Origin of the sequence: Neiella litorisoli (genome assembly GCF_014773395.1) — a bacterium.
Classification (GTDB): Bacteria; Pseudomonadota; Gammaproteobacteria; order Enterobacterales; family Neiellaceae; genus Neiella; species Neiella litorisoli.
Window position 1 is genome coordinate 64,318 of the sequence record NZ_JACXAF010000003.1, and the last position, 21,870, is coordinate 86,187.

The 21,870-nt window shown below is 49.0% G+C and carries 21 protein-coding genes; 3 read left to right on the plus strand and 18 right to left on the minus strand.

What is annotated here, in order from left to right:
• Positions 1-188: 188 nt before the first annotated feature.
• Positions 189-1,658, plus strand: a complete 1,470-nt coding sequence (locus tag IC617_RS02520; RefSeq protein WP_191143410.1) for a right-handed parallel beta-helix repeat-containing protein — start codon at positions 189-191, stop codon at positions 1,656-1,658.
• Between the two features lie 58 nt (positions 1,659-1,716).
• On the opposite strand, the gene uxaC is transcribed toward IC617_RS02520, so the two are convergent.
• The 9 genes from uxaC to kduD (IC617_RS02565) all read right to left on the minus strand — a co-directional run bounded on the left by uxaC (position 1,717) and on the right by kduD (IC617_RS02565) (position 12,170).
• Entirely contained in the window at positions 1,717-3,126 is a 1,410-nt protein-coding gene (uxaC, locus tag IC617_RS02525; RefSeq protein WP_191143411.1) for a glucuronate isomerase, read from the minus strand.
• 70 nt (positions 3,127-3,196) lie between these two features.
• Positions 3,197-4,060 (minus strand): transporter substrate-binding domain-containing protein, encoded by an 864-nt coding sequence (locus IC617_RS02530; RefSeq protein ID WP_191143412.1) that lies wholly within the window; start codon positions 4,058-4,060, stop codon positions 3,197-3,199.
• A 134-nt stretch (positions 4,061-4,194) separates the two neighbouring features.
• A complete protein-coding gene (locus IC617_RS02535; RefSeq protein ID WP_191143413.1) occupies positions 4,195-5,937 on the minus strand; it encodes a sodium:solute symporter family transporter in 1,743 nt (580 codons plus the stop codon).
• A gap of 160 nt (positions 5,938-6,097) precedes the next feature.
• Entirely contained in the window at positions 6,098-6,853 is a 756-nt protein-coding gene (gene kduD, locus IC617_RS02540; RefSeq protein WP_191143414.1) for a 2-dehydro-3-deoxy-D-gluconate 5-dehydrogenase KduD, read from the minus strand.
• Between the two features lie 36 nt (positions 6,854-6,889).
• The gene (locus tag IC617_RS02545) at positions 6,890-8,911 is read right to left on the minus strand and encodes a heparinase II/III domain-containing protein (protein WP_191143415.1); all 2,022 of its coding nucleotides are present in this window, start codon (positions 8,909-8,911) and stop codon (positions 6,890-6,892) included.
• 69 nt (positions 8,912-8,980) lie between these two features.
• Positions 8,981-10,018 carry an alginate lyase family protein gene (locus tag IC617_RS02550; protein ID WP_191143416.1) on the minus strand — a complete coding sequence of 346 codons (1,038 nt, stop codon included), beginning with the start codon at positions 10,016-10,018 and terminating at the stop codon, positions 8,981-8,983.
• A gap of 288 nt (positions 10,019-10,306) precedes the next feature.
• A complete protein-coding gene (locus tag IC617_RS02555) occupies positions 10,307-10,945 on the minus strand; it encodes an RpiB/LacA/LacB family sugar-phosphate isomerase (RefSeq protein ID WP_191143417.1) in 639 nt (212 codons plus the stop codon).
• A 44-nt stretch (positions 10,946-10,989) separates the two neighbouring features.
• Positions 10,990-11,310, minus strand: coding sequence for a cupin domain-containing protein (locus IC617_RS02560; RefSeq protein ID WP_191143418.1), 321 nt, complete (start codon positions 11,308-11,310; stop codon positions 10,990-10,992).
• 98 nt (positions 11,311-11,408) lie between these two features.
• Positions 11,409-12,170: a 2-dehydro-3-deoxy-D-gluconate 5-dehydrogenase KduD gene (kduD, locus tag IC617_RS02565; protein WP_191143419.1), complete on the minus strand. Its 762-nt coding sequence runs from the start codon at positions 12,168-12,170 to the stop codon at positions 11,409-11,411.
• Between the two features lie 245 nt (positions 12,171-12,415).
• On the opposite strand from kduD (IC617_RS02565), the gene kdgR reads away from it, so the two are divergent.
• Complete coding sequence (kdgR, locus tag IC617_RS02570) at positions 12,416-13,204, plus strand: DNA-binding transcriptional regulator KdgR (RefSeq protein ID WP_191143420.1); 789 nt, start codon at positions 12,416-12,418, stop codon at positions 13,202-13,204.
• Positions 13,205-13,285: 81 nt separating this feature from the next.
• On the opposite strand, the gene IC617_RS02575 is transcribed toward kdgR, so the two are convergent.
• Together IC617_RS02575 and IC617_RS02580 are read right to left on the minus strand one after the other, a co-directional pair.
• Positions 13,286-14,119, minus strand: coding sequence for a heparin lyase I family protein (locus tag IC617_RS02575; RefSeq protein ID WP_191143421.1), 834 nt, complete (start codon positions 14,117-14,119; stop codon positions 13,286-13,288).
• 270 nt (positions 14,120-14,389) lie between these two features.
• Positions 14,390-15,235: a helix-turn-helix domain-containing protein gene (locus IC617_RS02580; RefSeq protein WP_191143422.1), complete on the minus strand. Its 846-nt coding sequence runs from the start codon at positions 15,233-15,235 to the stop codon at positions 14,390-14,392.
• Positions 15,236-15,447: 212 nt separating this feature from the next.
• On the opposite strand from IC617_RS02580, the gene IC617_RS02585 reads away from it, so the two are divergent.
• Positions 15,448-16,980 carry an alpha-L-fucosidase gene (locus IC617_RS02585; protein ID WP_191143423.1) on the plus strand — a complete coding sequence of 511 codons (1,533 nt, stop codon included), beginning with the start codon at positions 15,448-15,450 and terminating at the stop codon, positions 16,978-16,980.
• A 105-nt stretch (positions 16,981-17,085) separates the two neighbouring features.
• Here the strand turns inward: IC617_RS02585 and IC617_RS02590 are convergent, their stop codons facing one another.
• The 7 genes from IC617_RS02590 to ureA are packed head-to-tail and all read right to left on the minus strand — an operon-like array spanning position 17,086 to position 21,844.
• Positions 17,086-17,622, minus strand: coding sequence for a HupE/UreJ family protein (locus IC617_RS02590; RefSeq protein ID WP_191143424.1), 537 nt, complete (start codon positions 17,620-17,622; stop codon positions 17,086-17,088).
• Between the two features lie 16 nt (positions 17,623-17,638).
• Positions 17,639-18,295, minus strand: a complete 657-nt coding sequence (ureG, locus tag IC617_RS02595) for an urease accessory protein UreG (RefSeq protein WP_087505935.1) — start codon at positions 18,293-18,295, stop codon at positions 17,639-17,641.
• A gap of 1 nt (position 18,296) precedes the next feature.
• Positions 18,297-18,959 carry an urease accessory protein UreF gene (locus IC617_RS02600; protein ID WP_191143425.1) on the minus strand — a complete coding sequence of 221 codons (663 nt, stop codon included), beginning with the start codon at positions 18,957-18,959 and terminating at the stop codon, positions 18,297-18,299.
• Positions 18,956-19,450: an urease accessory protein UreE gene (ureE, locus tag IC617_RS02605; RefSeq protein WP_191143426.1), complete on the minus strand. Its 495-nt coding sequence runs from the start codon at positions 19,448-19,450 to the stop codon at positions 18,956-18,958. Before ureE ends, IC617_RS02600 begins: the two co-directional genes overlap by 4 nt.
• 25 nt (positions 19,451-19,475) lie before the next feature.
• A complete protein-coding gene (ureC, locus tag IC617_RS02610) occupies positions 19,476-21,182 on the minus strand; it encodes an urease subunit alpha (RefSeq protein WP_191143427.1) in 1,707 nt (568 codons plus the stop codon).
• On the minus strand, positions 21,179-21,532 hold the full coding sequence (locus tag IC617_RS02615) for an urease subunit beta (protein WP_191143428.1): 354 nt from the start codon (positions 21,530-21,532) through the stop codon (positions 21,179-21,181). The genes ureC and IC617_RS02615 overlap by 4 nt, the downstream gene beginning before the upstream one ends.
• A gap of 9 nt (positions 21,533-21,541) precedes the next feature.
• Positions 21,542-21,844 carry an urease subunit gamma gene (gene ureA, locus IC617_RS02620; protein ID WP_191143429.1) on the minus strand — a complete coding sequence of 101 codons (303 nt, stop codon included), beginning with the start codon at positions 21,842-21,844 and terminating at the stop codon, positions 21,542-21,544.
• Positions 21,845-21,870 lie beyond the last annotated feature (26 nt).

Here is a 21,870-nt window from a genome sequence, read left to right on the forward strand (position 1 = left end):
TCCACTCAACTAGGCGACACCGCCACTTTTTAAAAGTAATTGCTGTTCCCTTTGCGGCAAATGTTCGATGTTCAGGCAACTCTTTAATTAACAAGCCGTTAATTGAATAGGGTAGTGCTGCCTGAAAAACCATTAGCCATAGAGGTATTAACCATAAAAACAATGAGTTAAAAGTAACTGAGGTAATTATGCCAAATCTATTGTTTAGTAAAACTGGATTAGAAAAAAGTGCAGTACTGGCTTTGATGATGAGTTCATCATGCGCTTTCTCGGCAGAAAGAATTGATGTATACGATGCCGCGCAGCTGCAACAAGCCTTGAGAACCGCGCAAGCTGGGGACGAAATTGTAGTCAACCCCGGAAGCTATGTCGGTAACAAGAATTCAACTGCGAGTGGTAGCTCAAAAGCTCATTTTTTCAGCGACAGAAGTGGCAATGAAAATGCGCCGATCACGCTGCGAAGTCTATCGACGAACAACAAGCAAGTGTTGATGGGCGAGAATGTTGATTCAGGCTATGTGTTTTATCTCAAGGGGGATCATTGGGTCATTAAAGATCTGAAATTCTCCACAGCGCAAAAAGGCATCATGCTCGAAGGTGCGAATAACAATGCCATCGATAACGTTGAGATCGCCAACATTGGTGCAGAAGCGGTGCACTTTCGATATTTCAGCTCCGACAATGAGTTGTCCAATTGCTACATCCACGATACTGGCAAACGCTCAGGCGGCGAGGGTTATGGTGAAGCGGTGTATGTTGGCACCCACGATGGCCACACGTCAGCCAAGCTCGATCACAGCAATGATAATCGTATCGGTGGCTGTACCATTGGCCCGAATGTGACCGCCGAGGCCTTTGACGTTAAATCAGGAACCAGAGGCACTGTCATTGAATCGAACTACATCTCAGCAAAAGGAATTATTGGTACCGCGGGCAATCCTGCCGCTGATAGTTTCATTGACCTGAAAGGCACGAACAATATTGTCCGCCATAACAAAATGGATTGGGCAAACGATAGCGATCTAGACCACGCAATTTTTACCTATCAAGAGCATCGTAACTCCAATGTGTATAACAACGAGTTCACCCTGGCTGCTGACAGCGCTATTTTCCATATGCTCGAAGAAACGGTTCATGCCGTGAACAATGTGCGCTTAGACGGCGGCACTAAAATCGTCAAAGCGGATTACCAGAACAAGAAGTGGGATGACCAGTTAGATTCGAGCATCGAAAAGCCCGCCAAGGTTTATCCGTGTTTTGACGAACTTGACGGTGGCTGTGGTTCAGTGCCGACCGATCCCGAGCCCGATCCGGAACCAACTCCAGATCCGCCAACTGAGCCGGAAGATCCACCGACAGCTCCGAGCGGCGATTGTTCCGGCACGTTGGACCTTGTCTGGGGCGAAAAGACCGAGGTGGATTTAGCGCTAACCAACTGCATTCGGTTTGAGCGTGATGTGGCGGGGTCTACCGTTCAGGCATGGGATAGTGACGAAAATAACTCGTGTGATTTCAGAGGTGAATTGGTGTCGGTCGACAATAGCTCGGTGGTTGCGACAATTTCATCGAATTACCACGCCTTTAACTCGCTCAGTGGCGATACGTTCATTGTTCAGGCCAATAACAACTGTGGTTATATAAAAGTCCGCAGTTATTAGATGCGCCAACACAGGGGCTGCTGGCGATTGGCGTGTGTCAAAACCAGCAACCCCTAGATTAATCGAAGCGAAAGTAGCGCTTGGCGTTGTAATAGCAGATATTCTCGATTGTTTGCTTGAGCAGATCTTGGTCATTGGGGATTTCGCCAGCCTCGACCCATGTTGCCAATAGATTGCACAGCACCCGCCTAAAATATTCGTGGCGGCAGAATGAAAATATGTTGCGGGAATCGGTCAACATCCCAACGAACCGGCCCAGAGCGCCCAAATTCTTGAGCGTCGTTAGCTGAGACTCCATCCCATCTTTATGATCATTAAACCACCAGGCCGCACCGAGCTGAACTTTACCAGCAGCGGTGTCACTATCTTGGAATGCGCCAGCGATACAAGCCAAAACGGCATTGTCGGTCGGATTCAGGTTGTACAAAACGGTATTGGGTAAGCAGGCCGATGCATCTAAATCACTCAACAGATGCGACAGCGGAGCCGCGATTGACTGAGTATTGATGACGCTAAAGCCAGTTCCTGCACCAAGCTGAGAAAGTCGGCGTTGGTTGACATTCATTAGCACGCCAATATGCAGCTGCATACTCCAGCCGAGCTCGAAGTATCGCTTGCCTAACTCAACAAACAAGCGAGACGATAATTGGACCAATTCACTCGCGGTGACTGGCTGATCGGCGAGGAATTTATCAAAAATAGCTCGTGCGGCAGGTAAAGAGCATGGCTGGTAGCTTACCTGCGGCAAGCCCAAATCGGAAAGCCGGCACCCACACTGATGAAAGTGATTGAGCCTGGATTCAATGGCTTCGAGATAGCTGTCGAAACGCTCGATAGCGATGTTGGATAGGCTCGATAGTTGATTCAATACCTCGTGGAATTTTTCAGGGCTTGCAAAGCAAAACAATTCATCAGCGCGAAAAGTCGGTAATACCTGCACATTAAACGCTGATTGCGCCAGAGCGGTATGGTACTCGAGGCTGGATAACGGCGAATCTGTGGTGCAAAGTGTTTCGACGTTGAGCCGCTGGAGAATGCTACGGGTGCTATTTTTGCCAGTGCTAAACACCTGATTCGACTGTTGCCAAATGGCCGATTGATTACTCGGGTTGATTAATAACTGGCAATCAAAAAAGCGACTCAATTCTAAGTGCGACCATTGATAGAGCGGGTTGCCGATTAAGTAAGGGACGGCCTCACACCACTTGGTAAATTTATCCAGATCGCTGGCATTGCCGGTGATGTAGTGCTCGGCAATGCCATTGCTGCGCATGGCTCGCCACACATAGTGGTCACTGTAAAGCCATGCTTGGGCAAGGTTTTGGTGCTGTGTGTCCAGCCATATGTCTTTCGCTTCGATATGATTGTGAAAATCAATGATGGGCAAACCAGCAGCCACGTCATGATATAAACGCCGCGCCAGTTCGGAGCCTAAGAGAAAGTTCGGGTGAATGTAATCTTGATTCATGTTTCTCCTCGGTATGAGTCTTTTGTCGTCCTTGCTGTGGGCTCTGTGTGGCTCAGCTGGATCAAGCAATTCAATGTGATTGACTGTTAAACCATAGCGCGTTGCGCTCGAGCGGCGTGGCTGACGGCAGCAGCGGGTTATCGATGTGGAGTATCTTACGGCTGGCGATGTTGACCTTCGATAACGCTTCTTTAATCATCGGATGATTGTAAAACCATTGATCAAAACTGCCGTCGCTAATGGCTAAGTTGAAGGCGCTCTCCAAATCAGCGGCGAACGCTTCGTTTTCTTTCGATGTAAACAAATACATGGCGGTTGGGTAGACCAACATGAGGTTCGGCTCGATTGCCAAATTGAGGTCGGCGTACTGTGCCAGTTCGCTATATATTTCCAAAATACCCCGAGGGAAATAGTCGAAGCGCTCACCGTCTAACATGTAAAACAATGACTTGTACTTGGTCGGCGTAATAGTCGGCATGCCGGCATTTTTAAATACAGGGGTGCTGCCCCAAAAGCGCCCTTGCCCAGCGGTAAATCGCTTTAGCTCAGCAAGCTGGGTGATGTTTTCAAAGCGACTTTGTTCACCACTTCGGATCAGGAAAATACGATGCCCGAGTAGGCCTTTGTAAATCGGAATTCGAATCGGTCGCAGCTTGGCTTCTATGTCATTGGAGGTCGATAAGGCCGCGAACGATAAATTGCCCCGTTGCACTTCCGAAACTTGTCGACTGCCCACCATGGATGTTGCTGCAATTGGTTGAAAGCTGTAATCGTGCTCAATCTTGCTTAGCAGAAATTGGACTAACTCAAATGGGTACTTATCTTTGGTCGCTTCAAACGGGATGTAACTCAATTGAGTTGCTTGGACAGTGAGGTGGGGAGCAAGAGATAAAACGAATAAAGTGATGCATATCGATAGGTTAGGGTACTTCATATCGGTCGACCTATTGTATTGTTTTGACACTCCCGATAGCGCGAAACGCTAACTTTTCCCTGTGCATGATTAAATGAACCGAGGTACGGTAAAGCCAGCTCATTTATTGCCGTTAAATGAGCTGGCTGATGCAGTTATGCCGCTGGCGCCTTACCACTTCGCGATAGCGCGAAGCCAATTGAAAAGACGCCGAGTGCGCAGCCTGCGAAGACCAAACGCCCCCACAGCGGGTTGGGGATCAGCGTCATCAATACTAATCCGCTGGACATCGCCATAATGAGGGTACCCAGCTTTTTGCATTGAGCTCGGTCCACTTCACTATGCTGTTGTTCAGCAACAACCTCGCGTTCGATGTCTTTGAAAAATTTTGTGGTTTTTTGGTGATTCGGATCGGTTTCGGGGTTGTAAAACAGCGTCGTTGCCCAGAAAAATCCGGTGGTAAACACCAAGTGAGCGGCGATCGTGATCATCGTCAGCATCTCTGAGTGTTCCCTTGGCGTGATCTCTTCGACACCAAACCAGCCCATCACCACCTGAGGGGTAAACACATTCAGCACCGACCAGGAAACCAAAGCACCAAATACCACGGTTGCCCACGGTGCCCACTTCGGCGTGTTTTTAATGATCAAGCCGAAGCAGAGGGGCACCAAAATTGGCCCTTGCAGTAGGGTGGTCACCTGCATCATCAAATCAAACAGGCTTAACTCTTTAAGGTAGAGGAAGTACTGAGCCATCAAAATCACGGCAAGGCCATTAACGACACACACCACTTGACCGGCTCTGAGTTGCTCTTTATCGCTTGCTTTGCCTTGGCGCAAAATGTTGGCGTAAAAACTACGCACGAAAATGCCTGAATTGCGATTGAGCGCGGAATCCATCGAGGACATGGTGGCTGCGAATAAGCCGGCCATTAATAGGCCAATGGTACCAATTGGCATGGCTTCGCGAGCGAATACTAGATAGACCGCGTCTCTGGCTTTAGCGCCGAGGCTTGAATATTGGGATGCTGCATCAGGGTACAGCGTTGCTGCGGCCCAAGGCGGAATAAACCAAATGATGCAACCAAACAACATCATGAAACCGGCAAACAAAGCGGCTTTTGACGCGTTATGCGAATCTTTTGCCGATAAGAACCGATATGAATCCTGCATGTTATTCAGGCTTTGAAATTGCTTCACAATAAAGAATAGAAACGAGCAGAATATGACCAAGGGATAGTTCATATCTGGGCCAATCCAAAATTCGTTGGGGAAGCTGGTGACCAGCTCCACTGGCCCGCCAACTTTCACTAACGCAACAATGGCGCAGGCGATGGATACCATGGCAATGATCAGCGTTTGAATAAAATCGGAAGCGACAACGCCCCATGCGCCACTCAACAAGGAAATCAGCAACACCACCAAGCCAGTAGCCCAGATCGTGGTGGAAATATCGGAACCGAATACTGCCGAGGCAAAGACGCCCAAGCCGTTGAGCCAAACGGCAGCGACGACGACACTGAGCGGAATAATCATCCAGGTGAAAAATTGCTCGTTGGTCGCATCAAAACGAGCGCGAATCCCTTCGGTGGGTGTATCCACTCGCATCTGCCGAAAGCGCTTGGCGAAATACAAATAAGCAATTAAATAACCAACAGCATTGGCAAAGAAAATGCCGAGCACTGCAAAGCCATCACTGAATGCCTTGCCAGCTGCTCCGGTAAAGGTAAATGCTGAAAATTGCGTCATAAACGCGGTCGAGCCAACCATCCACCAAAGCATTTTTCCGCCACCTCGGAAATAGTCACTGGAGCTAGAGCTGGCCATTTTCTTAAAGGCTAAACTAATGGCTACCATAAGAACGAAATAGCCAATCATGACGATGTAATCAAAATTCACGCAACAACCTCGATAACTAATTGCGACTTTTGATGCATGTTACATAAATAAATGAAAGGTGTTTATATAAAAATTAAAACAATGTTTTGTTTTTTGTTTAATTGAGATGGTGCTCACTGATTTGCAAACTGAACCAGCGAGCAGTGTGGAGAGGTATTTACTATCGAGCGAGCCAGCCGCCATCGACCGCAATGGTATAGCCGTTGATATAGTCAGATGCTTTTGACGCTAGAAAAACACAGGGACCAGCCAAGTCTTCAGGAGTGCCCCAACGGCCAGCGGGAATGCGGTCCAAGATGGCTTGGTTTCGATCACTATCGGCTTGCAGCGCTTTGGTATTGTTAGTGGCCATGTAACCCGGCGCAATGGCATTGACATTAATGCCGTGGCTCGCCCACTCATTTGCCATGGCACGAGTCAGGCCAGCAATACCGCTTTTAGAGGCGGTATAGGAAGGCACATTAATCCCCCCCTGAAACGACAGCATCGATGCGATATTAATAATCTTGCCGCCGCTGCCCTGCGCAATGAATTGACGCGCAACCGCTTGTGATAAAAAGAACGCGGTTCTGAGGTTGATATCCATCACGTCATCCCAGTCTTGCTCAGTAAAATCAATGGCGGGATTGCGGCGGATAATGCCTGCATTGTTGACTAAAATATCGACTTTGCCGAAGGTGCTAACGGTTTGCTCGATAATATCGGGGATCTCTTTGGTGTAGGTTAAATCAGCTTGCAGTGATAAAAATTTACCGCCGGCCTGCTGTACTTTTTCAATGGTGTCGTGGGGCCTTGATGTCGACACCCCAACTACGCTGCAGCCAGCACCGACCAGTGCCAGCACCATGCCTTGACCCAAACCGCCACTGCAACCTGTGACAATGGCGACTTTTCCAGTTAATTCAAATTGATTCATTGTGAGTTCGTTCTCCAGCGCGAGTGAATCTCGCTATTAGTTATTTGCATCAACAGAAGCGCCGAGCGCAACTGAGCTGGCGTCAAAGTCAATGGTGCATTGAAGTGGTTTGCCATGTTGGCGCAACTGCAATTGCAGAGAATTGCGCTGCCATAGCGCCGCTTCGAGCTGATAGCCGTTGCTCAAGTCATGCAGTACCACATTTCTCAGTGTGTCCTGTCGACTGCGTACCAGCAAGTATTGCAGATCACTGACGGCCGGGTTATCGGGTGCTTTGCCCATCAGAATGCTGTCAGCACCAAGGTTAATGACGGTTTGCTGATAGGGCTTGCTCGCCTTGGTTTGATAAACAAAACGCAGGTTAGCGCCACTATCTTGAGCCGTCTGGCACGAATGCATTCGCTGTAATGGGCCGGTGAGCGGGTTTTCTGCATTGCTGAGCGAGGCCGAGCTACTGTCGAGCTCGCCGCGGACGTGCCACGTTAAATCCAGCTGTTGGCGGCGCGGGTTATCGATCTGATTGATCTCTATGGCCGCAGAGCCTAACCACAGAATGCTGCGGCGAAAGCGCACATGTTGGTAACTGTCGGCATCCCAGGCAACCAATGTGTGGCTATCAACAGTGGCCTCTGGCCCATTCCAATCGGCGACGGTGTCGACCCAACTGTAGCGGTCTGTGGCGACAAAATTGATTAGCTCGGGATTAATCGGCGGTTGATTTTGTTGATTGACGACTAGGGTATTGTGCGTTGCGGTATTTTTGTAATAGCCATAATGCAACTCCGCGCCATAACCTGTGGTGCCCAGATCGGGAACAATTTCCTGGCCATCCATAATGATAATAAGGCCGAGGCGATCGTAGTGATCATGTTCGCCACCATAGGGTGAATGTTTCAGTAGCAAGCTGTTATTGCTACTCGCGTCATGTAATAAGGTGATGCCTGATTCTGCTGTGTGCAGGCTACCGGCTTGCAGCGGTGCCAGATTGGGCAGCGCATCGACGCCGTAGAGCAGGGCATCAATATTATTTCGCGGTTGGTTTTGATAAATACTAACCAAGGCCGCACCGAATAATTCATCACCAAATTCGCGGTAGGCGAATTCAAACAGATGGCTGTGAGTTAATTTTTCCTGACCGGCGATACAGTCGTTAAGCTTAGGAAAATCACCGGTGTTCAAGATCAGCTGGAGTGGAAAGCCAATCATCGCTCGGTAGTTGGGGTTGGCAACCAAACTGTGCTTTGTTCCCCGCGCCAGTTTTTCGAATGCCAATAGCGCTTCAAGGGCATAGTAATGGTAGTGAACTGAGCCTTCGAACCAAAAGCCATCGTCACGGACACCATGGTTCAACTGATAATTGATGCCGTACTTAGAATGAAGGGCAAACTCCAAGTAATTTGAGTCGTCTAAGATCAGTCCAATAACACCGACGGTGGCATTGATCTTCATTTCATGGTTGTGAAGCTGGGCCGTCCGATGATCCATCAGAAAGTCGGCCCCTTCACGCAGCAATCGTTGCTCAATTGCAGCCTGTTCAGTGTCGCTTAGCTGCTGTTTGATGAAATCGTAGCCCAAGGCAAAATCGAGATGGCAATTGGCTTCGCATAGGGTTTGCGCATTGGCTTTACCTGGGCCGTTGTAGGGAATGCCGCCATGCTCCTCGTAATCCGGATAATAGCGGGCATAATGCACGAGTATTTCCCGCACTTTGCTCAGGTAGTCGTTGTTTCCGGTCATCTGCCAAAGCAGGCCCAGCTGTTTGCAGGCTTTGGCGTTTAAGCCATTGAGCCAACGCCACCATGCGCCATCGTACGGTTCGCCCGTAAACACTTCGCCATCCACCGGGCAGCGGTGCTCGGTCGGTTTGTTGCGATCCCATTCCAAGCGAACGCCGTGCTCTGGACAGAAGTAATAGAGATTCCATGTCGCTCTGCCATCGGGCGGAACCAAAACATCATGCGCAAGAACCACTTCATTGCTTTGGCGCAATTGCTCGATTATCGAATCGGTCGCTTTGCTGCGGATGTGCGCCATCTGCTCTTGTGTAAATTGTTTCATCTATGTTCCATCACTGCCTTTGGATTGGGTTGCTGCCTGACTCGCTGAGGTTTAAGGCGGATAACCGCCTTAAAACAATAGGTTGTGAATGTCTTCCTGAGCCTTTTCAAATTGAAGCAGGGCTTCGATGGCATCGCTATAAATTGCAGTGCCGTAGGCTTTGTTGGCATACATCAGGTTGCCGTAAGCCTGATAAGGTTTGTAGCCACCTTTTTCCTTGTAAGGCCAAGCTTTGCCAGTGGCTGCGTAGTCGGCAACAAAGCGATAGCCTTGCTCAAGAGAAATATCCCCCGCTTTGAAGTTCCAAAGATCAACGCCCAGAACATCAGCATAGCGGCCGAGCAAGCTGTAGGCTTCTAAGTTGAAATTGACATAGTGCCAAGGTCTGGTACGAGACAGCTCTTCTTCTTGCTCGCCGTGGGCATCAAAGTGCGCTTGAATACGACCCGTGGTGATATTTCGCAAACGTGTTTTGGCTTCTTCGATGTCGCCAACAAAAATGGCAATAGCCACAACTTGAGCATCAAACCAAGTGCCATGGTTGTTGAAATAGGCATCTTCTTCTTGGCCGTTTTTGCTGGTCAGCATCCAGTGTTTCAGCTCGGCAAACCATTGCACGATGGCGTTGTATTCTTCATCGGTTAGGGTTGGACGAATCAGCTCAACGCTATCAATCACGCCAATGAGTAAGCGGCTATCAATGATTCCAATACCTCGGCCATCGACAAGCCCTGGGATCGCTTGGGCATGATTCATATTCGGATTCATCCGAGTCGCTGGGTTGATATACCAGGCCCGTAGTTGCGCTTTGGCCTTTTCGGCATACTTGGGGTCTTCACTGAAGTAATAGGCGAGTCCCAGCGCTTTGACCTCTTTGGCCAGTCGAATCATGCGCATTTTATCGGTTGCCGCAGTTTTCGTGGCCATGTTGTAGTCGCCGTCGCGCTTGACATAAGGCAAGCCATCTTCAGTGTCTGGGTTCGGCCACCAATAAGGTCCAAAGCTAAAGTAATCATGCGGATCGCCACTGGCAGGAAGCAGTGTTTTGTTGGTGACCGGATCGATAGCTGATTCTAGCGCTGCATCGGCTTCTTCTATCAACGCCACATACGCTTTATTGGACGGTCCAACGAGCTGTTTGTTTTTTGCTAAGGCAACTGAATCGTAGGAAATAAACCGTAATTGATCGACGTTGTTTGTGGATGTACAGGATGTACAAAGTAGGGCCAGGAAAGCCACTAGGGACAGCAGACTTCTCATTTCGGGTTCCTCAAGTTAACCGAGAGACATTTGTTGATCAAAAGGACACAACTAACAGCGGCTTTATTGGTTAGCCACTAAGCGCGCCGTCAGAGCGACGGCGCATGGTTTTATCAATTTTTATTATTCAATTCGTTAGCCGAGTAACTCGCGAACATAGGCGGTGATCTCGGGATCTTGGCTGTTGTCAAACAGGCATTGCTGGAAGCGCTCACCAGAAACCGCCGTTTTGACAAGCTCTTGGTCGATAGCGCGCATGGCGTCAAGGAAGTTGTCTTTGACAACGGCCGATTTAACGTCGTTTAAAATGGACGCATTGCGCTGTTGTGGCTCGGCACGTTCAAGCGGATATCCTTGGCCGCGATCACCAGTTAAGAATGCTTTCTCAAAGATGTATCGGACATTGAGCTCTGCGCCCCAACCGAACCCTTTGGCAAACGCTAACGATAGCGCATTGCCGTTGTTGATTTGGTTAAACAAGAAGGCATCAGAAGGATCAAGGCAATAGCCGCATACAACACCGGGGTGGATGTTTAAAGACATCATCGCACCTTGGCCGGTGCCACAACCAGTGACGACAAAATCGACCGCTTTCGAGTTCAGCAACAGGCTCGCCATAATGCCGAGGTGAATATAAGTCAGGTGATGGTCGGCTTCGTCAGCCATACCAACGTTAAACACGTCAGACTGATCGGCGACAACCGTTTGTAGTTGCTCAAGGACGATCGCGTTCTTCGCTGCTTGGCTGTTTTCCATCATTAGTGCAATTTTCATGTTTATCTCCGGTGAGCACTTGCCTGCTCACACTCTGTCAGGGCTTAAATAAAATCTTTACGCATTGGGGTGAATGTATCGAGCAGGGTGCCAGCTTGAGTACAAACACAACCGTGCTCAATATTTGGCTTTTTGTAAATGGTGTCGCCTGCGCGAACGACTTTTACTTCATCGCCGACGGTAAATTCGAACTCGCCGGATAACACGTACGTCAGCTGTTCGTGAGGGTGAGTATGCATAGGGCCAACGGCACCTTTTTCGAAAAATACTTCCACAGACATCATATTGTCGCTGTGTGCCAGAACTTTGCGGGAGACACCATCTCCCAGATCTTCGAGTTTTATCTCATGATTAAATACAAACATTGGTCACTCCAAAAGACTTCGGTCTGCTCTGGCAAACCCTTGTTGCCAGAGTCAAATAAGGTGCTGGATCGAAAGTAAACTCAGTCAACCGACAGAGCTTAGCGAGCTAGCCAGCCACCATCGACAGCAATGGTGTAGCCATTGACATAGTCTGATGCGGCAGATGCTAAGAACACACAAGGCCCCGCTAAATCTTCTGGTGTGCCCCAGCGATCAGCAGGAATGCGATCCAAAATGGCTTGGTTACGTTCTTTGTCAGCACGCAGTGCGGCGGTGTTATTGGTCGCCATGTAGCCTGGTGCAATGGCGTTGACGTTAATTCCTTGCGCGGCCCATTCGTTGGCCATTAAGCGAGTAATACCCATCACGCCGCTTTTAGATGCGGTGTAGGAAGGCACGCGAATACCGCCTTGGAACGACAGCATTGAGGCAATATTGATAATTTTGCCGCCTTCGCCTTGAGCGATAAATTGCTTGGCGACAGCCTGCGACATGAAAAACACTGATTTGACGTTAATGTCCATGACGTCATCCCAGTCTTGCTCTGAAAACTCCAACGCATCATTGCGGCGAATAATGCCAGCGTTATTGACCAAAATGTCGATGCGACCACATTCAGCAACGGCTTTTTCGACAATGCCGGGAATATCATCAAGCTTCATTAGATTGGCGCGAATATCGATAAATTTACGGCCTGTTTCCGCCATTTTTTCAATCGTTTCTGTTGGCTCCACAATGTTCACGCCAACGATGTCACAGCCAGCTTGGGCCAGGCTGAGCGCCATGCCTTGGCCTAAACCTGTATCGCAGCCCGTAACAATGGCAACTTTGCCTTGTAAATCAAATGAATCAAGAATCATCTAATGTTCCTTAGGATATTTTACAGCGCGACAACACGCATATTGTTAACTACGGGCTTGACGATACATAAAAAGGGAATACGCTTCAATAAAAAATGAAATGATGTTTCATAAAAATGATTTCTTTGTTTCTTTTTCTCGATCCAGCTCTTGTTTTTAATTTTATGAAATGGGTTTTTGAAATTACTTTCATATGACCTTTTCCGCTGTATAATGCTCAGCAACGAATGAGGTGAAAATTAAACATGGAAAAATCAACACAGCCTGAAGCCGTTTCGTCGGTCCTTAAAGTGTTCAACATTTTGCAAGCGCTTGCTGAGCAGAAGGAAATTGGCGTTACCGAGCTATCGCAGTGGCTCATGACGTCGAAAGCAACGACCTATCGTTTTCTGCAAACGATGAAAGGGTTGGGGTTCGTCGCTCAGGAAGGCGATGATGATAAGTATGCGTTGACTTTGAAACTGTTTGAATTGGGCGCTAAAGCGCTTGAGTATGTTGATCTGACCGCGTTAGCTGATGAACCGATGCGCTCCATTTCAGAACAAACTCACGAAGCGGTTCACCTTGGCGTACTGGATGCTGATTCGATTGTGTATGTTCACAAATACGGCTCTAGCTACAACCTCTGTATGCAAACGCGCATTGGCAGCCGCAACCCAGTTTATTGCACTGCTATTGGTAAAATCCTGATGGCGGCGCGCAGCGATGAAGAGATTGCTGAAATCTGCAAAGATACTCAATTTGTGAAGCGAACCGAGCGAACCATCACCAGCGTTGCTGAGCTGATAGCTGGTATGGAAGATGTCCGAAACCAGCATTATGGCGAAGACAATGAAGAGCAAGAGCCAGGTTTACGTTGTATCGCTGCACCAATTTATGATCGCTTTGGTAATACCATTGCCGGCATTTCCATTTCGTTCCCTATGGTTCGGTTCGAAGAGGGCCTGTTCCAAAACTACATCAAGCTGCTGCAACAGGCTGGTAAAACCATTTCGGCCAAACTTGGTTTTCACGATTACCCAAGTTTGGGCTAATTGCGTAGGCGCTCCACCTCTGGCGCCTACCAATTAAACCTTTCTAAAATCAGTGGGCTTAGTGCCCAATACCGATTGTCATTACTCCGGTAACACCGAAGACAAGGTGGTTCCCACTTTCATATCGTGGAAATAAGCATTGACGTTGTAATGGCATGACTTTTTGTTGTACGCCCCCCATTTGGGATAAACAAAGCGGCCATCATTGGTTCGGTGATACACCGTTTTGTGATCATCAGATAGCTTCACTCGATATTTCTTCGACTGGAGATTATCTAACTCTTGTTGCTCGCCATTAAACCAAAAGCGCACCAATCCGCCGAAATCATCTTTATCGACCTTAATGTGAACAACAAACGACACCCACTCATTCTGTGGCACGGGTTGGCGCCACAGCACGGCGCGTCTGGCGAACTGGCCCACTTTCCCTTCATAGTCGGCACCGAAGGCGTTGAGCGTTAGGTCGCCATCGTATTCCATGTTAAGTGGGTAGTTTTGGTTGTGAGGGCTAGCTGATTTCCACTGAAATACGGTGATTTCTTTGTCAATTTGTGCGCCATCCTGAGTATCAATCTTCCACTTCCACGCAATGTAGATGTCATCACCTTCTTTGGGGCTCAGCGAATTCACTAGCCCTTCAAATCGGGCGAACTCGCCGCGTTTTCTGTTTTTCGGTTTGTTGATCTGCCAAACCTTACCAAACTCTGGATCCGTCACCACCGACACCGATGATGGCGTGACGCCGGCTTCATCGCCTTTGCTCACGCAATAGTCCTGCGGGTAGTTACCATCATCAAAGCGTTTGAAAAAGTCGCCGACCTTGGTGCTCTGGTTTGGATCGGCTGACCAGATGATTTGTGCTGAAACATGGGGTGTGGTTAATAATAATGACAACAATAGAGTTATTTTTTTCACGTTTATGGTTCCTATACGCTAAGAGCCTGTTGATCTTTGGTGTATGAATTTTGACGAACCCTTCGGGCAGCGTTTATTGGCAATTTATTCAGCGTCAGCGATTACTCATTGACGGCCAGTCAACTTCATAACCGCTTCCTTGCCTAAATCCCCAATAAATTGCTGCAAAAACACACAGCAAAGATCAACAGGCTCTGATTGGAAGCGAAAAAATAACTCATTTTCGACCAACTTGCAGTGCTTCCGTCGCGTTTTCGGTGCTCGCTTACTTTAGCCATAGTTTGAGCGGTAATGCAGCGGGGCAACTCCCGTATGTTTTTTGAATACTCGAGAGAAATGGTAGGGATCATCAAAGCCACATTGACAGGCTATCTGTTTAACTTGTTGATTGGTTTGACGGAGCAGCAACTGGGCATATTGCATGCGTTTGTGGGTGGCATAAGCAACAGGCGATAGCCCTAATTGTTGCTTAAATCGGCGGCTAAAATGCTCACTAGATTGGCCTACAATATCAGCCAAGGTTTGCAATTTGATCGGTTGATGCAAATGCTCTCGGATAAATTGTAGCACCGCCCGATAGTCCTCGGCTTTGCCCTGTTGCCGTCTATTGCGTGCTCGCTGCAAGAAGGGAAGCAATGCTAATAATGCATAGGCTGAACGTTCAGCATTAATCCAACTATCGGTTTGCTGATTGAGTTGGCATAAAGTTGTCAGAAGGTGTTCGGTATTTGGCGCTTGCGTGACCGATAATTCAAGCGGAACCTCGATGAGGTCAAACAGATCAATGTCGTTATGGGTGTCGAGTTGAAAATGGCACCAGTAAATTCGGATATGGTTATCGCAATAGTGGCTATGGCGACAGCCCGAAGGGATTAAATAGATGTGATTGGCTTTGAGCGCGACATCGCCGCTGTCCAAGCTTATTTTGCCCGAGCCGCCAACAATAAAATACAGTCGAGCGAAAATGTCGGATATTTTCTCGCTCCGCCAATCTGGCCCGAGCTCAGAGTAATAAGCGCACTGTACATGTGCCCGTATGCCGGATAACAGCCGCTCTGAGACCTCCTCCTCTTGCTTTTCGCACACTTTACTTTGCGCAACTGGTGTACTAGTCACGTATCAATTTTATCCATCATTTTGTTGATTGTTTACATTCTACTTCGGTGGTTCTCTTCCTTACAATCTTCCTTCTTATTCGAGCTTTGAAAGTGAGCGGCTGATCGCTTTCATCACGGTCTAAACAGTGAGGAATTGCATAGATGGCTATATCAAATCGCGCTATTAAACGGTTGCCAATGCTTGTTATTGGGACAGTTATTGGAAGTTTGTTGGTTGGTTGCAATGAGCAATCTCCCCCGCAGTTAAGCGATAACTCAAAGCAACGTTATCAGGCAACTGAGCAGTCATTGGCTCGGCATCAAGCCGCGCCAGAGTGGTTCCGCGATGCCAAATTAGGCATTTACTTTACTTGGGGGCCATATACAGTCGCTGAAGATACCAACGAATGGTACCCACGATGGATGCATTTTGATTTTAGCGAAGAACAATGGCAGGGGCGTGAGCCGGGTTACCATATTGATCGCCTTCAGTGGCATCAAGAGAAGTTTGGTCATCCATCCGAATTTGGCTATCACGATATGATCCCGTTGTTTACGGCAGAGAATTTTGATGCCGAAGAATGGGTGCAGTTATTCAAAGACGCAGGTGCTCGGTTTGCTGGGCCTGTTGCTATGCACCACGATGGTTATGCACTTTGGGATAGCCAGATCACTCCTTGGAACTCGGCAGAAATTGGCCCTAAACGTGATATTACTGGGGAGTTGGCTGCGGCATTGCGAGCCAATGACATGAAGTTGATTACCACGTTTCACCACGCTCGCCATTTACAACGCTATAAAGGCCAGTCAATTGAACAGGCCATGCAGCGCTATGGTCACCTCAATAGCTATCATGCTTTTTGGAATTCTCATTATCCTTGGATTGAAGGGCTGGCAACTAGCTCCGAGGATCCCAAGCTACGTTTGCTATATGGCAATATACCTGAGGATAAATGGTTAACTGATTTTTGGCTGGCTAGCTTAAAAGAAGTGGTGGATAACTATCAGCCCGACATTGTTTGGTTTGACACTTGGCTCGATCAAATTCCACAGCAATATCGCTATGATTTTGCAGCTTACTATCTGAATTCGGCTCAAGACTTGGCAAAAGAAGTAATGATGACTCATAAGGATTTGGACATGCCGGCGTCGTTTTCAGTGGAAGATTTTGAGCAAGGACGCAGGGATAAACTGAGTGGGGCACCTTGGCTGACAGATGATACGATCTCCAAATGGAGCTGGTCGTATATCGACGGTTTGCCGGTGAAACCGGCACATTGGGTTATCCATGATTTTATCGATATCGTCTCTAAAAATGGCCAACTATTGCTGAATGTGTCTCCAAAAGCAGATGGCAGCATTCCAGATGATCAGCGCGCCGTATTAAACGCATTAGGCGGCTGGTTGAAAGTCAACGGAGATGCGATTTACGGCACGCGGCCTTGGCTCATTTATGGAGAAGGGCCAACAGAAATGGAAAATAGTGGGCACTTTACGAAACATGTCGATTACCAAGCTGAAGACATCCGCTTCACGACCAAAGGCGATGTTATTTACGCAATCGCATTAGGAACGCCTCGGGAAAAACTCACCATCGTTGCTTTGGCGCGCAATAACAGTTTGTTGAATCAGAGAGTGTTCCTGTCGGTTTCCGCGCTCAATGGGGATTATGTTGAGTCATGGCAGCAACGACCAAATGGCTTGGAAATAAAGCTCAAAGAAGGAGCCCCAGAGCAGGTCGCTTACGCTTTTGAAATCAAGTAATACTTGTGCTGTAAAAAAGCCCGCTGCGACAGCGGGCTTTTATCTAACTAAATAGTCTAACTAAATAGTGTTTGGCAAATAAGTATACAGCGAACGACTATCCGGCTAATTGGCTTGAATAGCTGGCCACAACCGCGTTTGAGCCAACCGCGCTAACGCTAAACCGGCAACACAAGTCATCATGCTACTGATCACTGCGCCGACGCTAAACATGATAACCGAGCCACTGGCTTCGGAACCTTGGACAAAGCCGTGAGCACCGCCGAATAATGCTAAGGCGACGAAGCTCACCGCTTCAAGTAGATGATGTCGGCCAATCGCTAGACCCGCTAAGGGTACCAGTACCACTGAAGCCATCATTAAGTATTCGATGGTGGCTGGCGCGGTGAATAATGACGTTAGCAGCATGCCGCCGACAAAGCTCAAAGCAATCATCGAGAGTAGCACTTTGCTTTGCCCGTTTGATAAACGAGCCGCAACCACGCCCATCAGCAACATGGTCAATAGGTGATCGATGCCGGTCAGCGGATGCAGTAAACCACTATACCAATGGCTAACGTCATGGTGACCAGCGTGGGCCAATGCCGCTGGCGATAAAACACAGGTTGTGGCGAGCAGTGCCATGGAGGTTAGTTTTTTCATGATTAATCTGCCTTGATTAGACGGTTTCTGCAGTAGCTGGCTCAACGGCAACGTGGTAGTCACGTTTAGCCAACATGCCTTGCTCAACGATAAAGTCGATAATGGTGGCGACACCGTCACCACGCATGAAATTGGTGAATACGAAAGGTCGCTCGCCGCGCATTTTCTTGGCATCCCGGTCCATCACCTCAAGTGAGGCATTCACCATGGGCGCCAAATCAGTTTTATTAATAATCAGAAGATCGGACTTAGTAATACCCGGTCCGCCTTTGCGCGGGATCTTATCTCCGGCACAAACGTCAATGACATATAAGGTCAAATCTGACAGTTCTGGGCTGAAGGTGGCACTTAAGTTATCGCCGCCACTTTCGACAAGGACTAATTCAAGCTCGGGATGACGTTCTTGTAATTCATCAATAGCGGCCAGATTCATCGACGCATCTTCACGAATGGCGGTGTGCGGGCAACCGCCGGTTTCAACCCCCATGATGCGATCGGCTTCCAGCGCTTCGTTACGAAGCAAAAATTCAGCATCTTCTTTGGTGTAAATGTCATTGGTCACAACGGCGATGTTGTAATGCTGACGCAAGGCTGCGCAAAGTTGTCGCAGCAATGCTGTTTTACCTGAGCCAACAGGGCCGCCGACTCCGACGCGTAAACATTGGGTGGTCATATTAACTCCTGAATAATCGAGAATATTGGGTTTCATGCCAGGCACTGACCATGGCGAGATTGGGCAGCGTCATACCAATTTGCTCATCGTCAACGCTAAGCCCATGCTGGACGCTTGCTTCAATTGCAGGCATCAACGCAAGTAAGGTTTGTTGTGCTGGGGTTTGTCCCAGCGGAATGGTTTTACAAGCAACGGTGACTTGGTTTTCCAGCCAGCTCCATAGCCAGCTGCACAAGCCGGATTCGAGTTCGATATCAAAGTGGGCGAGGGCATAAGCAAACATAGGTAGGTAGCCTAAGCCCTTTGACTCAGCAGGTAGATTACAGTCCAAGCTGTTGAGCAAGCGATGCAGCGTGCTGCCCAGTTGTAGCTCTTCTTTCAATAGCTCTGCACTATCGCGATTGGCAAGAAGAATCGCTTGCCAGTGCTGAATTGCGCCATAATCTTTGGCCTGCCAAGCTTGATAGCAACGACTCATCAGCGGCACTTCAAGCTGTGACAAGCTGTACTTCAACTGCGGCTCAATCCACTGAAGCAAACTCTGCTCGTTGCTCACCCAGCCCAAATCGACCGCTGTTTCTAAACCTTGGCTGTAGGCGAAGGCCCCAATCGGTAAGCTAGGACTGGATAGATGCAATAGCGATAACAGTTGCTGTTGCTTCATGCGTGTTCATGCTCATGGTGCGCATGTTCATGATCGTGGCTATGGCCATGACTGTGGCCACCTAGGCCTTGAGCATAGGCACCGTTTTCTGGGGCAAAACCAGCATGAACTGTGGATACGGTTAGGCCCAATAGTTCGACCATTTGCTCCAGCACATGATCAGGCTGAAAGCGCACCCACATCTCGCCTACTTGCAGCGGTGTATGACGGTTGCCTAAGTGATAGCAGGCCTTGGCAAAGGTCAGCCAATCGGCCGCTTTCGCTTGGCTCAATTGTTCTGGCTCAGCTTTGACCAAAAAATTTTCGCCACATTCACTAGTGAGGTAGTCACCTTCGCGCAGCACTTCGCCACGGGTAAGAAATACTCCAACTTCTTTACCGGTCACTGTGGCGGCTTTGAACCGGCCGCGTTGGCGGGTTTCAAACGGCAATGAGACAATATCTAGCACTTTGCCGTGGCAATGATCTGATTTACTGATGACTTTATACATCGATCTGTCCTTTACCTTGCCAGCGTTAAAACAGGCAGTAACGTTGCGCCAGCGGCAGTTCGCTCGCTGGTTCGCAAATGAGTGGCACGCCGTCGGCCTTGACTTCATAGGTTTGGGCATCAACGGTCACTTCTGGCTTGGCGGTGTTATGGATCATCGCTTCTTTGAATGCCTTGCGGGCACCAATACATGGCACCAAGCGGCGTTTCACGCCAATTTTCTCGGCCAGTCCTTGGTCAATCGAAGCTTGACTCACGAAGTACACTGATGTTTGTGACGCCGATGAACCGAAGCCACCAAACATATAGCGGTAGTGAACCGGTTGTGGCGTTGGAATCGAAGCGTTGGCATCGCCCATCGGCGCCGCGGCGATAAAACCGCCTTTGATAATCAGCGATGGTTTGATGCCGAAAAATGCTGGCTTCCACAGCACCAGATCGGCCAATTTGCCGGTTTCAATTGAGCCCACCAGATGATCAACACCATGGGTAATGGCGGGATTAATGGTGTATTTGGCAATGTAACGTTTGGCTCGGAAGTTATCACAGCCAATGGCTTCATCTTCGGGCAACAAGCCACGTTGGGTCTTCATCTTGTGGGCTGTTTGCCAAGTCCGGCAGATCACTTCACCGACTCGGCCCATGGCCTGAGAGTCCGAGGCGATCATCGAAAACGCCCCCATGTCATGGAGGATATCTTCGGCAGCAATGGTTTCTTTGCGAATTCGAGAGTCAGCAAATGCGACATCTTCTGGAATGTTTGGATCAAGGTGATGACAAACCATCAGCATATCCAAGTGCTCATCCACCGTGTTGATAGTGTAGGGGCGAGTCGGGTTAGTCGAAGAGGGCAATACGTTGGATTCGCCACAGGCTTTGATAATGTCTGGCGCATGGCCGCCACCAGCCCCTTCGGTGTGGTACGTATGAATGCAGCGCCCTTTAAATGCCGCGAGGGTGTCTTCCACAAAACCCGATTCGTTCAAGGTGTCAGTATGAATCGCCACTTGTACGTCATACTGCTCGGCAACGGTTAGGCAGTTATCGATAGTCGCAGGCGTGGTGCCCCAATCTTCGTGCAATTTCAAGCCGCAAGCACCGGCATCAAGTTGCTCAGCTAACGGCTCGGGCAAGCTAGCATTGCCTTTTCCCAAGAAACCAAAGTTCATTGGCAAGTCATCACAGCTTTCAAACATCCGCTGCAAATTCCATGCGCCTGGCGTGCAGGTGGTGGCATTGGTACCTGTTGCCGGTCCGGTGCCACCGCCGAGCATCGTGGTGGTGCCTGACATCAAGGCTTCTTCGACTTGCTGCGGACAAATAAAGTGAATGTGGGAATCGACGCCGCCAGCGGTCAGGATTTGCCCTTCACCGGCGATCACCTCGGTGCTAGCGCCAATATGAATATCAACGCCCGGCTGAGTGTCGGCATTACCGGCTTTGCCGATTGCGGCAATCAAACCATCTTTGATGCCGACGTCGGCTTTGACAATGCCCCAATGATCGAGAATCAGTGCATTGGTGATCACGCAGTCCATCACTTCATCGCGGCACTTTTGACCTTGGCCCATGCCATCGCGAATGACTTTACCGCCACCAAATTTGACTTCATCACCGTACTGGGTTTTGTCCTCTTCGACTTGGATCCACAGCTCGGTATCGCCCAAGCGGACTCGGTCGCCGGTGGTGGGGCCATACATATCGGCATAAGCTTTTCTGGATATCTTAGTCATTTGCTGTCACCTTGAACGCTGGTCTCGGTTGCGTGCTCGTTGCCATCAAGTGGTCCCATAACTTCGTTGCGAAAACCATAAACGTGGCGCGAACCGGCAAAGGCGACTAACTCGACTTCGCGGTTTTGGGCGGGCTCAAAACGAACCGCAGTACCCGCCGGAATATTAAGGCGCATGCCGCGGGTTTTGCTGCGATTGAATTCCAGTGCTGGGTTGGCCTCGAAGAAGTGATAGTGGCTGCCGATTTGAACAGGGCGATCGCCATGGTTGACCACATTGATGGTGATGGTCGGGCGACCCGCATTCAATTCAATGTCATCACCTTGTAATTGATATTCGCCTGGGATCATGGCCAACTCCTATTGAACGGGATCATGAACGGTGACCAGTTTGGTACCGTCAGGGAAGGTGGCCTCGACCTGAACCTCGTGAATCAGTTCAGCAACGCCAGGCATTAGATCATCATGGCTGACAATATGGCGCCCTTCGGCCATTAGCGTCGCGACACTTTTGCCATCACGAGCACCTTCCATGATGGCGGCTGAGATCAATGCGACCGCTTCGGGATAATTGAGTTTGGTGCCACGGGCCAAGCGGCGCTCGGCCAATAGTGCCGCCGTAAAAAGCAGTAATTTGTCTTTGTCTCTTGGGGACAGTTCCATCGTCAGCTCCTAAAACTAAAGCTAAC

Bases quoted from the DNA above. Each gene is read 5' to 3' on its own strand.
- ureE (WP_191143426.1), bottom strand. From the start codon at position 19,450: ATGTATAAAGTCATCAGTAAATCAGATCATTGCCACGGCAAAGTGCTA.
- IC617_RS02600 (WP_191143425.1), bottom strand. From the start codon at position 18,959: ATGAAGCAACAGCAACTGTTATCGCTATTGCATCTATCCAGTCCTAGC.
- ureG (WP_087505935.1), bottom strand. From the start codon at position 18,295: ATGACCACCCAATGTTTACGCGTCGGAGTCGGCGGCCCTGTTGGCTCA.
- IC617_RS02560 (WP_191143418.1), bottom strand. From the start codon at position 11,310: ATGTTTGTATTTAATCATGAGATAAAACTCGAAGATCTGGGAGATGGT.
- ureA (WP_191143429.1), bottom strand. From the start codon at position 21,844: ATGGAACTGTCCCCAAGAGACAAAGACAAATTACTGCTTTTTACGGCG.
- IC617_RS02615 (WP_191143428.1), bottom strand. From the start codon at position 21,532: ATGATCCCAGGCGAATATCAATTACAAGGTGATGACATTGAATTGAAT.
- IC617_RS02590 (WP_191143424.1), bottom strand. From the start codon at position 17,622: ATGAAAAAACTAACCTCCATGGCACTGCTCGCCACAACCTGTGTTTTA.
- IC617_RS02545 (WP_191143415.1), bottom strand. From the start codon at position 8,911: ATGAAACAATTTACACAAGAGCAGATGGCGCACATCCGCAGCAAAGCG.
- kduD (WP_191143414.1), bottom strand. From the start codon at position 6,853: ATGAATCAATTTGAATTAACTGGAAAAGTCGCCATTGTCACAGGTTGC.
- IC617_RS02530 (WP_191143412.1), bottom strand. From the start codon at position 4,060: ATGAAGTACCCTAACCTATCGATATGCATCACTTTATTCGTTTTATCT.
- kdgR (WP_191143420.1), top strand. From the start codon at position 12,416: ATGGAAAAATCAACACAGCCTGAAGCCGTTTCGTCGGTCCTTAAAGTG.
- kduD (WP_191143419.1), bottom strand. From the start codon at position 12,170: ATGATTCTTGATTCATTTGATTTACAAGGCAAAGTTGCCATTGTTACG.
- ureC (WP_191143427.1), bottom strand. From the start codon at position 21,182: ATGACTAAGATATCCAGAAAAGCTTATGCCGATATGTATGGCCCCACC.
- IC617_RS02520 (WP_191143410.1), top strand. From the start codon at position 189: ATGCCAAATCTATTGTTTAGTAAAACTGGATTAGAAAAAAGTGCAGTA.
- IC617_RS02555 (WP_191143417.1), bottom strand. From the start codon at position 10,945: ATGAAAATTGCACTAATGATGGAAAACAGCCAAGCAGCGAAGAACGCG.
- uxaC (WP_191143411.1), bottom strand. From the start codon at position 3,126: ATGAATCAAGATTACATTCACCCGAACTTTCTCTTAGGCTCCGAACTG.